Consider the following 15,914-nt stretch of genomic DNA (forward strand, 5'->3'; position numbering starts at 1 on the left):
ACGATCGGGTTACGCCGTTCGTTTCCGGGGCGAGTGCCCGTAGACACATGGGAGGGCGCGTGCGGAAGCCTGCGAGTGGCCGATTTGCACACTTCGTCGAGACGTACGGTGGGTTGTTCCTGCTCGATGTCATGGCCTGGGCGGTCGGCATCATTGTCGCGCTGGTGCTTCGGTTCGACTTCGCCTTCGGGCGGATCCACTGGGGCTTGACCCTCGCGGTCATCGGAGTGGCCGCAGCGCTTCAGCTGCTCTTCGGCTGGGTCTTTTCGATTTACCGCAGCCGGTATCAGATCGGCAGTTTTGACGAGGTGCGCGCGGTCGTGTTCAGCGTGACGGCAGTCACCCTGGTCACCTGGGGCTTCGCCTATCTCGTCGGGTACGGCAAGGGCATCCCGCAGAGCACCCTGGTGATCGCAGCGCCCATCACGTTTTCGCTCATGGGGGTCGCGCGCTACGTGCTCCGCCTGCTCACCGAGCGCAGCCTCAAGCCAGCGAAGGCCGAGCGCGTGCTGCTGTACGGTTCAGGCTACCTCGGAGTGCAGACCGCAAAGCGGCTGCTCACCGACGCGAAGTCTGAGTACCTCCCCGTCGGCTTTCTCGACGACGACCCCGCAAACAGCAACCTCGAGGTGCGCGGCGTAAAGGTGCTTGGCGGCATCCACGACCTCGAAAAGGTTGTTCGCAAGACGGGCGCGACCTCAGTGCTCGTGTGTATCGGCGACGCCGACTCGGGCATGCTCCGCAGGCTTGACGCCGATGCAGACCGACTGGGCCTCAGGGTCATGGTGCTGCCCCCGCTCAACCAGCTGCTCGACAACTCCGCGGCGATCTCGAACGTGCGAGCCTTGTCGATCGAAGACATTATCGGCCGGCACCCCGTGCGACTGAACACCGAGTCGATCGCGGACTATCTCCAGGGCAAGCGGGTGCTCGTCACCGGCGCTGGCGGTTCGATCGGCTCCGAGCTCTGCCGACAGCTCGTGAACTTCTCCCCGAGCGAGCTCATCATGCTCGATCGCGACGAGACCGCGCTGCAAGAGGTACAGATCTCGATCGCAGGTCACGGCCTGCTCGACACGAACGACGTGGTGCTTGCCGATATCCGCGACGGAGAGTCGCTCAGGGAGCTCTTCCTTGAGCGCAAGCCGGAGGTCGTGTTTCACGCCGCGGCGCTCAAGCACCTCCCGATGCTCGAACAGTACCCGGACGAAGCGTGGAAGACGAACGTGCTCGGCACGCTCAACGTGTTGAACGCGGCCCGCGCGGTGGAGGTGGGCACCTTCGTGAACGTGTCCACCGATAAGGCCGCGAACCCGACGAGCGTGCTCGGGCACTCGAAGCGCGTCGCTGAGAAGCTCACCGGCTGGATGGCGGAGCAGACGGGCGGCCGCTACCTGTCGGTGCGCTTCGGAAATGTCATTGGTAGCCGTGGATCGATGCTGCCGACCTTCCGCTACCTCATCGAGAAGGGCGGACCGATTACGGTCACCCACCCCGAGGCGACCCGGTTCTTCATGACGATCCCTGAGGCCTCACAGCTCGTGATCCAGGCCGGCGGGATCGGCCGCCCGGGCGAGGTCTTGATCCTCGACATGGGCGAGCCCGTGCGCATCCTCGACGTCGCGGAGCGGCTCATCGCCGAGTCCGGCAAGGACATCGAGATTGTCTTCACTGGGCTGCGGCACGGCGAGAAACTGCACGAGGTACTCACCGGAGATGGCGAGGGCAACGAGCGGCCCTTCCACCCGAAGATTTCGCACGCTCACATCGGCGTGATCAGCCCCGATATTCTTGACCACGACGGCTGGGTTGCCCGGCTCGATCTCACCCGCGCGGCTGAGGGGCGGGTACATTGAGCGCCCCGCAGTTCGCGCTTGTAGCCTTCGCCGCGACGCTTGCGCTGAGCCTCAGCCTGCCGCTTGTCATTCGCCCGCTGCTGGTGAAGCTCGGGGTCATGGACGTACCGAACGAGCGCTCCTCGCACGAGCGGCCGATTCTCCGGGGTCTCGGCCTTGCGGTGATGCTAGCGATGGCGCTCGTCGGGGGAGCCGCGACAGTGTTCGCGGCCGTGACCGGACCGGACGGCGCCGCCTGGAAGTTCATGCTCGTTGTGTCGCTCGGCTCGCTCTGCGCAGGGCTGCTCGGGTTCAGCGAGGATCTGCGCGGCATCAGCGTACCGGTGCGTAGCGCGATCCTGCTGCTCATCGCGGCCTCGACGTCGGTAGCGCTGCTGTGGCTTGCACGCACGCAGGTGCTGCCGGAGAGCGCCGGCCTCGACGTAGGCGCACTTCCGATGTGGATCGTGGTCGCCCTCGGCGTCTACGGGCTTCTGTTTGTGTCGAGCTACATTAACGTCGCGAACTTCATGGACGGCCTCAACGGCATCAGCGGGTTCCACGGCCTGATCGCGGGGCTCGCGTTTGCGGCCGCCGGCGCGCTGAGCGGACATGACTGGCTGCTCGTCATGGGGGTCATCCTCGCCGCCGGTTACGGCGGGTTCCTTCCGTGGAACCTCTCGCAGCCCGGTGCGTTTCTCGGCGACGTCGGCAGCTACCTCCTGGGCGGCGCGGTTGCGATCACGAGCTCCGCCGCGTTCGTGGCGGGCGTTCCGATCCTCGCCACCATCGGCCCCATGGTCATCTATTTCGGCGACGTCGGCACGACGCTCGTGAAGCGGATGCGCAAGGGCCACAAGTGGGACGAACCGCACAAGGAGCACGCCTACCAGCGGCTGCAGCAGCTCGGGATGTCACACGTGGCGGCATCGGCCATCAACGCGGGCTTCACGCTCGCCGCGTCGATCCTCGGGCTCGTCTCGTTCTTCGTCGCTCCCGCGTGGTGGATCCTGCTCCTCGTACTCGGCCTCGCACTCGTGGTGCTCTACCAGCTCACGCCCCGCCTGCTCGAAAAGAAGTTCGCCGCCTAACCCAGCTGCCTCATAGGATGATCCCTGTGAGTGAAACCAGCCATACAGTTTCTCAGCGCCTCGACGCGCTGCCGTTTACGCGCAAGCACCTGCGGGTGCTGTCGGGCTCGGGCCTCGGCTGGGCACTCGACGCGATGGACGTCGGGCTCATCTCCTTCATCATTGCGGCGCTCACGCAGCACTGGGGGCTCACGAAGGGCGAGGGTGGCCTCATCGCTTCGGTCGGCTTCCTCGGCATGGCGATCGGTGCCAGCCTCGGTGGGCTCCTCGCGGATCGGATCGGCCGCCGTCAGGTGTTCGCGATCACGCTCCTCATCTACGGACTCGCGACCGGCGCGAGCGCGCTCGTCGGCGGACTCGGGCTGCTGCTCATCTTCCGCTTCGTCGTGGGACTCGGCCTCGGAGCCGAGCTCCCCGTCGCCTCGACCTACGTCTCGGAGTTTGCCCCCGCACGCATCCGCGGCCGCATCATCGTGATCCTCGAGGCGTTCTGGGCGGTCGGCTGGACCGCATCGGCAATCATCGGCTACTTCGTTGTGCCGGCCTCCGAGAACGGGTGGCGCTGGGCGTTCGTGATTGGCGCGGTGCCCGCGGTGTACGCGCTTGTCGTGCGTCTCGGGCTGCCGGAGTCACCGCGTTGGCTGGCGTCACGCGGTCGCACCGCAGAGGCTGAGAAGATCGTCGCAGAGTTTGAGGCGTCTGCGGGCATCGGCTCGCTCGGTCGCGGGGGAGACGCTGGTGCTGGTGCTGCCGGACAGCGATCCTCCGCTGCTGCCGAGAACCGATCCACTGCCGCTTCCCCCGCCCCCGTGCGCAACCGCCTCGCTGCGATCTGGGCTCCCGAGTACCGCACCCGCACCGCCGCGATCTGGGCGGTCTGGTTCTGCGTGAACTTCGCGTACTACGGCGCATTCATCTGGATCCCGAGCATCCTCGTCGACGCGGGCTTCGGCCTTGTACGCTCCTTCGGGTTCACGCTGCTCATCACGCTCGCGCAGCTGCCGGGCTACGCGGTCGCGGCGTGGCTCATCGAGAAGTGGGGGCGCCGGCTCACGCTCTCGGTGTTCCTCGTCGGATCGGCTGCCTCGGCCGTGGCCTTCGGAACCGCAGAGGTCGAGGGCGCGATAATCGGCGCCGGCATGGCGCTGTCGTTCTTCAACCTCGGTGCCTGGGGCGCGCTCTACGCGGTCACCCCCGAGATCTACCCGACGTCGCTGCGCGGCACTGGGGCTGGCTGGGCCGCGGGCTTCGGGCGTATCGCCTCGATCATCGCGCCGCTGCTGGTGCCCGTGATGCTCGCAGCCGGAGGGGCTGGCCTCACCTTCACCGTGTTCGCGGTGTTCTTCATCGTTGCTGCGGTGGCGGCGTGGGGGCTCGTGGAATACAAGGGGCGGGCGCTCGACGAAGGCTGAGGCTGCAGCGGTGTGCACCCCGCTGCACTATTGAAGGCGTAGACCCCAGCCACCAGGAGCGCTCAACTGCCATGACCTCAGCGAGGTCATGAGGTTTTTACTGTAAATCACTCCTGACTTCGCTGAGGTCATGGGTTGTGAGCGATTCTGGCTGGGGGTTGAGGCTTGGGGCTGGCGCTGGGGGTGGAGGTGCGGGTTCGCGCTACCGCGCCTTCAACGCCTCGAGCGTGACGACGCGGGTCTCGGCGGACGGGGCCGCGTCGCGCACGTAGCCCGCGTGGACCCTCACCTCCGCGAAACCGGCGGCCTCGAGCAGCAGCCGCATTTCGTGCACGCCCCAGAGCCGCAGCGCGAACTGCTCAAGTTCGGTCTCGGCGAGCGCCCCGCCGTGCCAGCGCTCGTATCTCAGTTGCGCGACCGTGGTCTGCGCGACGACGTCGACGGACTCAGACAGGGCGGTGAGCGTGAGCAGATCGTCCCCGTCATGCCACGACTTCGCCCACGGCTCCGTCTCAGCGAGCGCATGCAGCGAGTCGAGGTCGAGAATCAATCGGCCGCCGGGGCGCAGCGCCCGGAAAAAGCCCTCGACGATCGCGCGGGTGCTGCCCGGGTCGAGCACGAGTTGCAGCGAGCCCGCGGGAATGATGACCGCGGCGTATTCGGAGCGGACATCGACCGTGTCGAAGCGACCGAGCGAGAGTTCAGCCGCGAGCCCGCGGGATTCGCACTCGGCGCGGCAGCGATCCAACATATCTGGCGAGGGATCGGTGCCGACCATCTCCAGTCCCGCCTCCAACAGCGGCACGAGCACGCGGCCGTTGCCCGCGGCCGGCTCAAGGATTGGCCCGTCGGTGCCGCGCAGCAGCTCCGTGTACAGCTCGACATCGCCAAACGACCGTCCGATCGGTTTGTCAGCGTGGTAGACGCGGGCGGCGAGGCTCCGATAGCGGTTCACCAGTGAAGAATCGGTCATGCAGCAAGGCTAGCAACCTGGCAGCGGTATACAGCGAATCGGGGAGGAGCTACCGGCTGGTAGCTCCTCCCCGATCCAGGGGTGCTGCGGGTATTCGGTGACGCGGTTACTCGGTGCTGCGGTTACTCGGTGACGCGACGGCTGCGGAACACGAGGTATCCGCCTGCCCCGAGGATCGCGGTCGCCGCGAGGGCGATGCCCGCGATGCTGCCGCCGGTTGCCGCAAGGCCGCCCTTGCCCTCGGTGACCGGGTCAGCCGGGGTTTTAGGTTTCTCGCCAGGCTTGTCGCCACCCGGGGTGTCGGTGCCGGGCTGCTTGCCCGGGTTTTCGCCGTCGGGGTTCTCACCGTCCGGGTTCTCGCCACCGGGGTTTTCGCCACCGGGGTTCTCGCCACCCGTGTCGGGGGCAGAGGTGACGGAGACGGGCTGGCTCAGCTCGCTGCCGTCGGCGCGGATCGCGACCACGGTGTGCTCGCCAGCAGCGGTGTCAGCCGGGATGGTGAGGGCGTGTGAGAACGCGCCAGTGTCGTCGGCTGCGACGGTGCCGAGCTGCTGCGGGGTGGAGCGCAGCTCGAACTTCAGCTCTTCGTTCGCTGCGAACCCCGTTCCCGTTGCGGTGATCGACTTGCCGGCCTCAACGGTGGTGCCCGAGAGCGTGAGCTCGGCGGGAACCGCAGGCGGCTCGGCCTGGCTGACGCGCACCTGGTCGATGACCCAGAACGCCGCGTTGGTTGCTGCGTATTCGAAGTGGAGGCTCGCGGTCTTCGGCAGCTCGCCGTTTGCGTCGCGGGGGAGGTCGAGGGCGAAGTGCTCGACCTGGTTGACCGGGTTCAGGCGGCTGCCCTCGGGCTGGTAGGTGACGAGCTTGTGCGGGGCAATGCCCGACGCCTCATCGAAGGCGACCCAGACGATGGCCTTCTGCGGGTCGTCAACCGCGTAATCAGAGACGTAAGAAATGTCGAGCACGTCGTTACCGTTGAGCTCATATGCCGGGCTCTTCAGGGTCGAGTTGAACTGGCCTTCGCCCCTGGGGGTCACATCGGCCCACTCATCTGAGTCGGCGACCGCGAAGACGTTGCGCGAGTGTACGTTGTTCTCGCGGAACTGGCCGAGCTCGACGTTCGAGAAGAAGTCGTCGGTCATGAATGTCCAGCCGCTGAACTCCGGGGCGCCACCCGAGGGCATCTTCGAGTTGTCGATCGACCAGCCGTTGGGGGCGGTGTTCGTCCATCCAAGGAGGTTCTCCGGGCCCTTCTCCTGCACCGCGGGCTTGAGCTGTGGGCGCAGCGCATCGAAGTCATCGGGCTGGATCTCGTTGATGACCGAGCCATCAAGATCCCACGCGGGATCGTTCGCGATGCCGATGTGCGAGAGCACCGACGGCGCGATGTCCGAGATCTTCACGTCGTGGCGCTCGGTGCCGGGAGCGAAGGGGCTGCCCTGGGCCGCAACGAACGTCTTGCGCTCGAGCTTGGTCGATCCGCCATGCCCGCCTGAAGGGGTGTGGCCGTGGTCGGCGGTGATGACGATCAGCCAGTCTTCTGACTGGTAGCTCGCGCGCGCCTTGATCGTGTCGACCATTTGCCCGATCTGACCGTCTGCCTTGAGCAGCGCCTGACGGTACGCCGCGGAGCTGGATCCGGATCCGTGCCCGGCCCCGTCGACCTCGTCGAGGTGCACAAAGAGATCGTCAGTCGTGGGGGACGCGAGCTTCTCGACGGCCGCCTGCGTGGTGAGGGTGTCGTTGCCGAACTGTGCGCGGCTATCGACTGCTGCGCCGAAGATCGTCGTCGAGATCGGGCCCCAGGTGCCGACCACGTTCGTGCTGCGGTTGGGGGTGTTCTGCTCGACCCGCGTGAGGTAGTCGGGGAACTGGCCGTAGTTGGGGTTGGTGAAGTTGTTGTTCGTGACGTTGTGCTTCGTGGGCCAGGTTCCCGTCGCGATCGTCGACCAGCCGGGGCCGGAGACGGTGGGGGCCATGGGGTTGCCCGGGAGGTTGCTCGTGCCGGTGAGGCCGCCGGCCTTGATCGCGGTCACCGTGGGGGTGGACTCGGGCGACATGATGTCGAACGAGGCACCATCGATGCCGACCACGAGGGTCTTCGGGGTCTTCTGGGTCGCGGCGGCCGGGGCTTCTGCCTGGGCCGGGGTTGCTGCTGCTCCGCCGACGCCGGTCGCGCCGAGCAGCAAGGCGGCTGCGGCAACCGCCATTGAGTGTTTCTTCACGTGTGTCTCCAAGGAAGGGGGTGAGGCCCGCGAAACCGCGGCCCGGTCACTGAGTGTTGCTTGGGAAAGAAGTCAATACAAGTCAACAGGCGCACGGTTTTCGAAGCTTCAAGAGCCCGCAAAGCGGCGTTGGCTCGCGAGACAGCCGCCCGTAACCTTGCTGGTCTCCCCTTCACCTAAAAGCAGTCGAGGCGGGGGTTGCGCATGTACCCCTGGGGGGTATAGTGTTGGCGTGTTGGTGATACCCGTATGGGGTATCCTGGATGTGAGGAGAAACGTCATGGCTACGACCGAATATCAGGTAACCGGAATGACCTGCTCGCACTGCGAAATGTCGATTCGCGAAGAAGTGAGCCAGATCGATGGCGTCGCAGATATCAGCGTCAGCGCTGCGACGGGCAAGCTCGAGGTCAGCGCGACCGGCGACGTCACCGACGCAGCCGTCATCGCAGCTGTCGCTGAGGCCGGCTACGAGGCGGTGCGCGCCTCGTGAGTACCGCAGCCCGCCTCACGCTCTACGGCGCAGGACTCGTGGCCGCCTTTGGGGCTGCCTTCGGGATCGCAAGCGTCGTCGTCCCAGAGAGCTTTGTCGCTGACTGGATCGCGTCAGGTGACCAGGCGGAGCACGAAGCTCCAACTGCTCCGGCGGATCCCAAGACACCGGAATCAGGAACGCACTAGCCCGCGGGCCGCGATCCTGAACTGAAGAAAAGGAAGAAGAGATGAGTACCTCTGCGCTCCCGAGTGCAAGCACCGGTGTCGAACTAGAAATCGGTGGCATGACCTGTGCCTCTTGCGCCAACCGCATCGAGAAGAAACTCAACAAGCTCGACGGCGTCGTCGCGACCGTGAACTACGCGACCGAGAAGGCAAAGGTGACCGTGCCCGAGGGCTACGATCCCGCGCTGCTCATCGCCGAGGTCGAAAAGACCGGCTACTCCGCGGCGATGCCCGCCCCGAAGAACGCGAAGAAAGACACTTCGGGCGACGAGGGCCAGGAAGAGGACGCAGAGCTCACCTCGCTCAGGCACCGACTCATCGGGTCGGTGATCCTTACTGTGCCCGTCATCGCGATGGCGATGATCCCGGCGCTGCAGTTTACCTACTGGCAGTGGGCCTCGCTCGCGCTTGCCGCCCCGGTCATCGTGTGGGCGGCGTGGCCGTTCCACAAGGCGGCCTGGACGAACCTCAAGCACGGTGCGGCAACCATGGACACGCTCATCTCGATGGGCACCTCCGCCGCGTTCCTCTGGTCGCTCTACGCGCTGTTCCTCGGAACCGCGGGCGTGCCCGGCATGACGCACCCCTTCGAGTTCACGCTCGCTCCGTCTGACGGTGCCGCGAACATCTACCTCGAGGTGGGCGCGGGAGTGACGATGTTCATTCTCGCTGGCCGCTACTTCGAGAAGCGCTCGAAGAAGCAGGCCGGTGCCGCGCTGCGCGCACTGCTTGAGCTCGGTGCGAAGGAAGTTGCGGTGCTGCGCGGGGGAGTCGAGACCAAGATCCCCGTTGAGGATCTGCAGGTCGGCGACGAGTTCGTCGTGCGCCCCGGCGAGAAGATCGCGACCGACGGCGTCGTCGTCTCAGGCACCAGCGCGGTCGACGCCTCCATGCTCACGGGCGAGGCTGTGCCCGTCGAGGTTGCAGCGGGCGACACCGTCACCGGCGCGACCACGAACGTCGGCGGACGCCTCGTCGTGCGCGCCAGCCGCATCGGCTCCGACACGCAGCTCGCGCAGATGGCGAAGCTCGTCGAAGACGCGCAGACCGGCAAGGCCGAGGTCCAGCGCCTCGCTGATCGAATCTCCGGTATCTTCGTGCCGATCGTCATCATGGTCGCAGCCGTCACGCTCGGCGGCTGGCTCGGAGCCGGCTTCCCGGTCTCCGCGGCCTTCACCGCGGCCGTCGCCGTGCTCGTGATCGCGTGCCCGTGCGCCCTGGGTCTCGCGACCCCGACCGCGCTGCTCGTCGGCACCGGCCGTGGCGCACAGATGGGCGTGCTCATCAAGGGCCCCGAGGTGCTCGAATCGACCCGCAAGGTCGACACCGTCGTGCTCGACAAGACCGGCACCGTCACCACCGGCAAGATGACCCTCGTTGACGTCGTCACCGAGCCCGGTGCGGACCGCGCCGAGCTGCTGCGCCTCGCTGGTGCACTCGAGGACGCCTCCGAACACCCGATCGCCCAGGCGATCGCAAAGGGGGCCACGCAGGAGGTCGGAACGCTCCCGCAGGTCGAGGGATTCGCGAACATCGAGGGCAAGGGCGTACAGGGCGTCGTCGACGGCCACGCCGTGCTCGTCGGCCGCGAGTCGCTGCTCGCCGAATGGTCGCTGCAGCTGAGCCCCGCGCTCGCCGCAACCAAGGCGCGCGCCGAGGGCGAAGGCAAGACCGTCGTCGCTGTCGGCTGGGACGGGCAAGCCCGCGGCATCATGATCGTCGCAGACACCGTGAAGCCATCGAGCATGCAGGCCATCAAGGAGCTCAAGGCGCTCGGGCTGCAGCCGATCCTGCTCACCGGCGACAATGAGGCGGTCGCACGCCACATCGCCGCCGAGGTCGGGATCGACGAGGTCATCGCCGAGGTGCTCCCGCAGGACAAGGTCGACGTCGTCAAGCGGTTGCAGGGCGAGGGCAAGATCGTCGCGATGGTCGGCGACGGCGTGAACGACGCCCCCGCGCTCGCGCAGGCCGACCTCGGCCTCGCGATGGGAACCGGCGCCGACGTCGCGATCGAGGCATCCGACATCACGCTCGTGCGTGGAGACCTGCGGAGCGCGGTCGACGCGATCCGCCTCTCGCGCAAGACGCTCTCGACGATCAAGACGAACCTGTTCTGGGCATTCGCCTACAACGTCGCGGCTATTCCGGTCGCAGCGCTCGGCATGCTCAACCCGATGCTCGCCGGGGCGGCGATGGCGCTCTCGAGCGTCTTCGTCGTGGGCAACAGCCTGCGCCTGCGCGCGTTCAAGAGCGTCGCAGCCTAGCCGCACGCACCCCGCTTTACGCACACCACTACGAAGGGATCCACCCGCATGACCGAAACCACCGCTCGCCCCGAAGCCACCGATCGCACTGAGGCAGCTCCCGCCGCGTCGAGCTGTTGCAGCACCTCCTCGGCGGCACCCGCAGTCGCCGCGAACGGCCGCGAAAACCTCATGGGCGGCGGCACGGCCGACGACATGACCACCTGCCCCGTGATGGTGGGCAGCCCCGTCAGCAAGGCGCAGGCAGAAGCCGTCGGCCTCTACCGCGACTTCGAGGGCGAGCGCTACTACTTCTGCTGCGCAGGGTGCGGGCCAGCGTTCGACTCCGATCCAGCGAAGTACGCCGCGAACATGGCGTAACTGCCAGACGAGGGCCCGCGGGAGACCGCGGGCCCTTTTCTTTTCCCCTCATGCCCCACCCCGCCACACACAGAACGAAGCCAATGAGCACACACCACGTCGTGATCCTCGGAGCAGGATCGGCAGGACTCTCAGCCGCACGCACCCTCGCGGCCCACCCGCAGATCACCGTCACCCTCGTCGGCCAAACGGGGGAGCGGCCCTACACCCGCATGCTCATCAAGGGCGTCGCCTTTGGAGACATCGCACCTGAGGCCATTCGAGCGCGGCTGCCGAAGACCGAATTCGTCACCGACAGCGCACTCTCGGTGGACAGCGAGGCGCGCGAGGTCGCGCTCGAGTCTGGCGTGAGGCTCAGCTTCGACTCACTCATCGTCGCGACGGGGAGTCACCCTCGGGAGCTCGCACCCGCCGTACCGGGGACGGCGGAAGCTGCGCGCCGCGGCGTGCTCACCACACTCCACAGCGTCGAGGACGCGGCGCGCATCGCTGCCCGGTTGGAGGCATCGTTCGAGCGGCTGCCCGTGGTGATTTACGGCGCGGGACTCACGGCTGCGGAAACTGCGTCGTCGCTGCGCTCCCTCGGGCACCCCGTGGCCCTCGTGGCGCGGAGCGAACAGCCCGGGGTTGCCTCCTTCGGGGCGGCTATCGCCGAACGCATCGCGGCGGCGCACGGGGAACACGTTGAGACTCACTTCGGGCGGACGATGAGTTCGATCAGTTCGGGGGCCGTGGGCGACGCCGATGCGACCGCGACGGTGCTGCTCGATGACGGCACCGAGCTGCAAGCCGCCCTCGTGATCGTCGCCACCGGCACACTGCCCCACGCTCCGAATCCCTGGCCGGCCGGCGTCGTCGTGGACGCCGGGCTCGGGGTGACGGGCGCGGCCAGCAGCGCTGAGGATATTGACGGTTTCGGCGCGGCTGGCGCGGTCGACACGGCTGGCGCAACCGTTGAAACCGGCGAAACCGGCGAAACCGTTGCAACCGGCGCGCCGGGCGACACGTCGGGCATCCCCGCTCCGGGAATCTACGCTGCGGGCGGGGTAGCGATCCACCGCGGCGGACCGCTCGGCAACTGGCGCATCGACCACTGGGAAGACGCGTCGGAGCAGGGCGCGCACGCGGCGCGGCGCGTGCTGTTCAGTCTGGGCCTTGCTGACGACCCGGGCGACTACCTCCCGCGCAGCGCTCACCTCGCGATGATCTACGGTCACACGGTCGCGGCTGCGGGATACACGGGGATCCCCGGGGCTGATCCCGATGATGCAGGTGTCTCCCTGCACGAGCGGGGCGGCGTGGTCGTCGGTGCGAGCGCGATCGACGCGGTGGGTCCCGTCTACCAGTGGGCGCAACTGCTGCACGGCGCAGGCCGGTAGATGCTCACCCTCACCGAGACTCAGCGCCGGCTCGGCCTGGGCTTTTGCCGTGGTGGCAACGATGCTGCTCATGCTTGCTGCCAGCGCGCCCTCGCCGTTTTATCCGATCTTCGCCGAACGCCTCGGGCTCCCGCCCGTCGCCACCACCCTCATCTTCGCGATCTACGCCTTCACCATGCTTGCCGCCCTGCTCACCACGGGCTCGCTCTCCGATATCGTCGGGCGGCGGCCCGTCGTCACGGTCGGCGCGGGACTGCTCGCAGTGAGCCTCGTGCTGTTCTGGCAGGCCTCGGGGCTCCCGTTGCTGCTGATTGCGCGCGCTGTGCAGGGCATCGCGGCCGGCCTGCTGCTCCCCGCATTCTCGGCGATGGTCGTCGACTTTACCTCGCCCAGGCGCCCTGATTCTGCCTCGCTCTGGAACACCATTGGCGCGATGACTGGGCTCGGCACCGGCGCGATCTCAGCGTCGGCAATCATCGACACCTCGACGAGCCCCGCCGCGGTGGTCTTCGGCTCGCTGGCCGCAGTATTTGTGGTCATCGCAGTCGCGGTGTGGGGCGTTCCGGGTGGGTCGGTTGGCGGAATCAGCGGGGGATCCGCAGCCGGTGATCCTTCGAAACCACGATCCCGGCGGTTCACCGTGCCGCGGCTCCGTGTGCCCGGCTACCTGCGCAGGCCCCTGCTCGTCGCGGTGCCCGCAATCATTGCGGGCTGGGCGACAAACGGGCTGTTTCTCGCGCTCGGGTCGTCGGTGGTGAAACAGGAGTTCGGCGCGCTCAGCCACGCCCAGCAAACGGTCGCGATCCCCATCTTCGCCGCCTCTGGCATCCTCGCCTCGACGCTGCTGTACCGCCGGAGCGCGCGCCTCGTGAGTGTCTACGGCACCGCCGCGCTCGCCCTCGGCACCGCGCTCAGCCTGGTGGCGTTGGGAGCCGACTCGCTCCGCGGCTACCTCGCGGCCGCAGCGGTGACGGGCACGGGTTTCGGGACCGCGTTCATGGGGGTGCTGAAGACGCTGATGCCGCGGGTGGATCCCGCTGAGCACGCCCAGGTGATGGCCGTGATCTATGTGGTGTCCTATCTCGCGTTCGGCGTGCCGACGATTGTGGCCGGGCTGCTCGTTCCGGTGATCACGCTCGGTGTGACGATGCAGGTGCTCGGGCTCGTCATAGTCGCGCTGGGTGCGGTCGCGACGGTGCTGCGACTGCGCTCTGGCCGGGAGGGGCGGGGGCTCGCGCGAGCGTGAGCGCGGGCTGATGAGCTGAGCTGCTGAGCTGCTGAGCCGTTGGGCTGCTGGGCCGCTGAGTCGCTCGGCCTCGTGGCTTCGCCTCGGAGTACTGCCGCGCCGCCTCGCCTGTTGGGGTGGGGCGCTGCGTGCGTTGTGCTCCGGGCGAAAGCAGGTGCGCTTTATACCCCAAGGGGGTATCCTTGAGGCGTGAAGAATTACCGAATCTGCGGTCGCTAGTTCGCGGTTCCCCGCGATCCTCAGCCCGCGCCTGATCCCCAGCTCGCACACGCCGAAGGACACACTCATGAACGACCAGCTCACCCTCACCGAGACCCCGCAGGACGCCGCGCACGACGGCTCGCACGAGGGGCCGCACGGCTACATCAGCGACAAGGACAAGTACCTGCAGCGCCTGAAGCGCATTGAGGGCCAGGCGCGCGGGATCTCACGGATGGTCGACGACGAGAAGTACTGCATCGATATCCTCACGCAGATCAGCGCCATGACGAGTGCGCTCCAGGCGGTTGGGCTGGGCCTGCTCAACGACCACCTCGGGCACTGCGTGGTTGACGCCGCCCGCATGGACGGCCCCGAGGCACAGGCGAAAATCAAGGAAGCAAGCGATGCGATCGCCCGCATGGTGAAGTCCTAACTCGCAGACAGAAGCCGGCCCCACACCGTGATTACGGAAGTGGGGCCGGCTTCGTGCTGTGTGGCGGGTGCCGGGTGCCGGCTCCGCCGGCACCGGCGTCGGCACCAGCTCCGCCGCCGGCCGCCCACTCACCCACCCACCAGCCACCGCCCCCTGAGTTCTGGTCAGTTCGCGCCATCTGCGCGGCTGATCCTCGAAAAGACTGGCGTGAACTGACCAGGAGACGTCACGGGAGCATGGTTCCGGAGCGATGGCGATCAGATGCGTCGGTGCGCATGCGCGCCCCCGCGCTTAGCTCGGGGTGGCGAAGACGCGCTTCGGCGACTTCATCGCGACCGCGCTGACGACTGCTCCAGCGAGGGCAAGCGTCGCCGCCCCGAGGAACGCCGCGGAGTACCCCGCCGTGAGCTCGGCGAGAGCCGGATCGATGCCCGCGACACCGTATGCGACAGCCGTGAGGATCGCGAGGGTGAGCGCCGAACCGATCTGGTAGCTCGTGCTGACGAGGCCAGAAGCGACGCCGGTTTCGGCGGGAGGTGCCGCGTTGATCGCTGTGCCCAGCGACGGTACGAACGTTAGTGACATTCCGAGCGCAGCAACGAGCGAAGCGGGGAGCACGTCGACGACGTAGTTGCCGTCAGGGCGTGCGAACGAGAGCCACAGGAGCCCAGCCGCGAGTATGAGTAGGCCTACGACGATGAGCGGCTTCGCACCGAATCGCGTCTGCAGGCGCGGCGCGAGCGCGATCATGACGAGCACGACGAGGCCGGTCATCGGCAGGAGGGCGGCTCCCGCGGCGAACGCGGATGCGCCGAGCACCTGCTGCAGGTAGAGGTTCAGGAAGAACCACATGGAGACCCACGCGCCGCCGAGCACGAGCTGCGCGCCATTGGCCGCCGCGAGCTGCGGGGCCCGGAGCATGCCGAGGCGCAGGAGCGGCGTGCGGCTGCGCGACTGGATCACGAAGAACGCGACGAGCAGCACGATACCCGCGGCGATGGCCCCGATCGTCGTGGGGGTAAACCAGCCGATCTCGGGTGCCATGACGATGCCGTAGACGAGAGCAGCGAGGCCGCCGGTGACAGTGACTGCCCCCGCGATGTCGATCGGGCCAGAAGCTCCGCGCTCGGTTCGAGGGAGAGCGGTCGCAGTGAAAGCGAGCACGATGAGGGCGAGTGGGATCGTTGCGTAGAACACCCACGGCCAGCTCGTGTACTCGGTGAGCACTCCGCCAATGAAGACGCCCGCGGCACCACCGATGGGTGCGGCCGCGCCGTAGACGGCGAAGGCCTTCGGGAGATCGGAGGTGCCGCCGAAGAGCATCATGAGGAGTGTAAGTGCTGCCGGGGCAATGAGCGCGGATCCGGCACCTTGAATTGCGCGGCCGGCGATCTCCGCGCCGACGCTGCCTGCCGCCCCGGCGATGACCGAGCCCGCAATGAGCACGAGCCAGCCGGTGACGAAGATCTTCCGCGCGCCGAAGGCGTCCGAGAGGCGTCCGCCGAGGAGCAGGAGCCCGCCGAAGGCGACGACGTAGGCGTTGAATACCCAGGAGAGTGACTCGGCGGTGAAGCCGAGATCACGCTGGATGTAGGGGAGCGCGACGCCAACGATCGAGGTGTCCATGATGACGACGAACTGGGCGGTGGCGATGAGGGCGAGGCCGAGCCATCTCTTGGCTCGGGATGGTGGGTGCTGACTGGACATGCTGGTTCCTCCTGAGAAGTCGCCGGCGAGTCCGGCTAGTGGAAAGCATATACCTATACCCGGTA

13 protein-coding genes are annotated in these 15,914 nt (G+C 67.3%); 10 read left to right on the forward strand and 3 right to left on the reverse strand.

What is annotated here, in order from left to right; genetic code table 11:
* The first annotated feature begins 131 nt into the window (after positions 1 to 131).
* The 3 genes from ACI1US_RS06340 to ACI1US_RS06350 are packed head-to-tail and all read left to right on the forward strand — an operon-like array spanning position 132 to position 4,338.
* Positions 132 to 1,856 (forward strand): polysaccharide biosynthesis protein, encoded by a 1,725-nt coding sequence (locus ACI1US_RS06340; RefSeq protein WP_461639136.1) that lies wholly within the window; start codon positions 132 to 134, stop codon positions 1,854 to 1,856.
* The gene (locus ACI1US_RS06345; RefSeq protein WP_461639091.1) at positions 1,853 to 2,926 is read left to right on the forward strand and encodes an MraY family glycosyltransferase; all 1,074 of its coding nucleotides are present in this window, start codon (positions 1,853 to 1,855) and stop codon (positions 2,924 to 2,926) included. Before ACI1US_RS06340 ends, ACI1US_RS06345 begins: the two co-directional genes overlap by 4 nt.
* A 17-nt stretch (positions 2,927 to 2,943) precedes the next feature.
* A complete protein-coding gene (locus ACI1US_RS06350; RefSeq protein ID WP_461639094.1) occupies positions 2,944 to 4,338 on the forward strand; it encodes an MFS transporter in 1,395 nt (464 codons plus the stop codon).
* Positions 4,339 to 4,540: 202 nt separating this feature from the next.
* Here ACI1US_RS06350 and ACI1US_RS06355 read toward each other — a convergent pair whose 3' ends face one another.
* Together ACI1US_RS06355 and ACI1US_RS06360 are read right to left on the reverse strand one after the other, a co-directional pair.
* Complete coding sequence (locus ACI1US_RS06355) at positions 4,541 to 5,311, reverse strand: class I SAM-dependent methyltransferase (RefSeq protein ID WP_461639096.1); 771 nt, start codon at positions 5,309 to 5,311, stop codon at positions 4,541 to 4,543.
* Between the two features lie 122 nt (positions 5,312 to 5,433).
* On the reverse strand, positions 5,434 to 7,536 hold the full coding sequence (locus ACI1US_RS06360; RefSeq protein ID WP_461639098.1) for an alkaline phosphatase family protein: 2,103 nt from the start codon (positions 7,534 to 7,536) through the stop codon (positions 5,434 to 5,436).
* A 280-nt stretch (positions 7,537 to 7,816) separates the two neighbouring features.
* Here ACI1US_RS06360 and ACI1US_RS06365 point away from each other — a divergent pair, with 280 nt between their 5' ends.
* The 7 genes from ACI1US_RS06365 (at position 7,817) to ACI1US_RS06395 (ending at position 14,142) form a co-directional block, all read left to right on the forward strand.
* Positions 7,817 to 8,029, forward strand: a complete 213-nt coding sequence (locus tag ACI1US_RS06365) for a heavy-metal-associated domain-containing protein (protein WP_461639100.1) — start codon at positions 7,817 to 7,819, stop codon at positions 8,027 to 8,029.
* The gene (locus ACI1US_RS06370) at positions 8,026 to 8,217 is read left to right on the forward strand and encodes a hypothetical protein (RefSeq protein WP_461639102.1); all 192 of its coding nucleotides are present in this window, start codon (positions 8,026 to 8,028) and stop codon (positions 8,215 to 8,217) included. The genes ACI1US_RS06365 and ACI1US_RS06370 overlap by 4 nt, the downstream gene beginning before the upstream one ends.
* 41 nt (positions 8,218 to 8,258) lie before the next feature.
* The gene (locus ACI1US_RS06375) at positions 8,259 to 10,523 is read left to right on the forward strand and encodes a heavy metal translocating P-type ATPase (RefSeq protein ID WP_461639104.1); all 2,265 of its coding nucleotides are present in this window, start codon (positions 8,259 to 8,261) and stop codon (positions 10,521 to 10,523) included.
* Between the two features lie 48 nt (positions 10,524 to 10,571).
* Positions 10,572 to 10,883: a YHS domain-containing protein gene (locus ACI1US_RS06380; RefSeq protein WP_461639106.1), complete on the forward strand. Its 312-nt coding sequence runs from the start codon at positions 10,572 to 10,574 to the stop codon at positions 10,881 to 10,883.
* Positions 10,884 to 10,966: 83 nt separating this feature from the next.
* Positions 10,967 to 12,262: an FAD-dependent oxidoreductase gene (locus ACI1US_RS06385; protein ID WP_461639108.1), complete on the forward strand. Its 1,296-nt coding sequence runs from the start codon at positions 10,967 to 10,969 to the stop codon at positions 12,260 to 12,262.
* 49 nt (positions 12,263 to 12,311) lie between these two features.
* A complete protein-coding gene (locus tag ACI1US_RS06390) occupies positions 12,312 to 13,508 on the forward strand; it encodes an MFS transporter (RefSeq protein WP_461639110.1) in 1,197 nt (398 codons plus the stop codon).
* A gap of 286 nt (positions 13,509 to 13,794) precedes the next feature.
* On the forward strand, positions 13,795 to 14,142 hold the full coding sequence (locus tag ACI1US_RS06395; protein ID WP_461639112.1) for a metal-sensitive transcriptional regulator: 348 nt from the start codon (positions 13,795 to 13,797) through the stop codon (positions 14,140 to 14,142).
* A gap of 291 nt (positions 14,143 to 14,433) precedes the next feature.
* Here the strand turns inward: ACI1US_RS06395 and ACI1US_RS06400 are convergent, their stop codons facing one another.
* A complete protein-coding gene (locus tag ACI1US_RS06400; protein WP_461639114.1) occupies positions 14,434 to 15,849 on the reverse strand; it encodes an MFS transporter in 1,416 nt (471 codons plus the stop codon).
* Between the last annotated feature and the right edge of the window lie 65 nt (positions 15,850 to 15,914).

This window comes from Leucobacter sp. BZR 635 (assembly GCF_048061935.2).
Taxonomy (GTDB): domain Bacteria; phylum Actinomycetota; class Actinomycetes; order Actinomycetales; family Microbacteriaceae; genus Leucobacter.

Coding starts and splice junctions, on each gene's coding strand:
- ACI1US_RS06340 (WP_461639136.1), top strand. CDS start 132: ATGGCCTGGGCGGTCGGCATCATTGTCGCGCTGGTGCTTCGGTTCGAC.
- ACI1US_RS06350 (WP_461639094.1), top strand. CDS start 2,944: ATGATCCCTGTGAGTGAAACCAGCCATACAGTTTCTCAGCGCCTCGAC.
- ACI1US_RS06355 (WP_461639096.1), bottom strand. CDS start 5,311: ATGACCGATTCTTCACTGGTGAACCGCTATCGGAGCCTCGCCGCCCGC.
- ACI1US_RS06365 (WP_461639100.1), top strand. CDS start 7,817: ATGGCTACGACCGAATATCAGGTAACCGGAATGACCTGCTCGCACTGC.
- ACI1US_RS06375 (WP_461639104.1), top strand. CDS start 8,259: ATGAGTACCTCTGCGCTCCCGAGTGCAAGCACCGGTGTCGAACTAGAA.
- ACI1US_RS06380 (WP_461639106.1), top strand. CDS start 10,572: ATGACCGAAACCACCGCTCGCCCCGAAGCCACCGATCGCACTGAGGCA.
- ACI1US_RS06385 (WP_461639108.1), top strand. CDS start 10,967: ATGAGCACACACCACGTCGTGATCCTCGGAGCAGGATCGGCAGGACTC.
- ACI1US_RS06395 (WP_461639112.1), top strand. CDS start 13,795: ATGAACGACCAGCTCACCCTCACCGAGACCCCGCAGGACGCCGCGCAC.
- ACI1US_RS06400 (WP_461639114.1), bottom strand. CDS start 15,849: ATGTCCAGTCAGCACCCACCATCCCGAGCCAAGAGATGGCTCGGCCTC.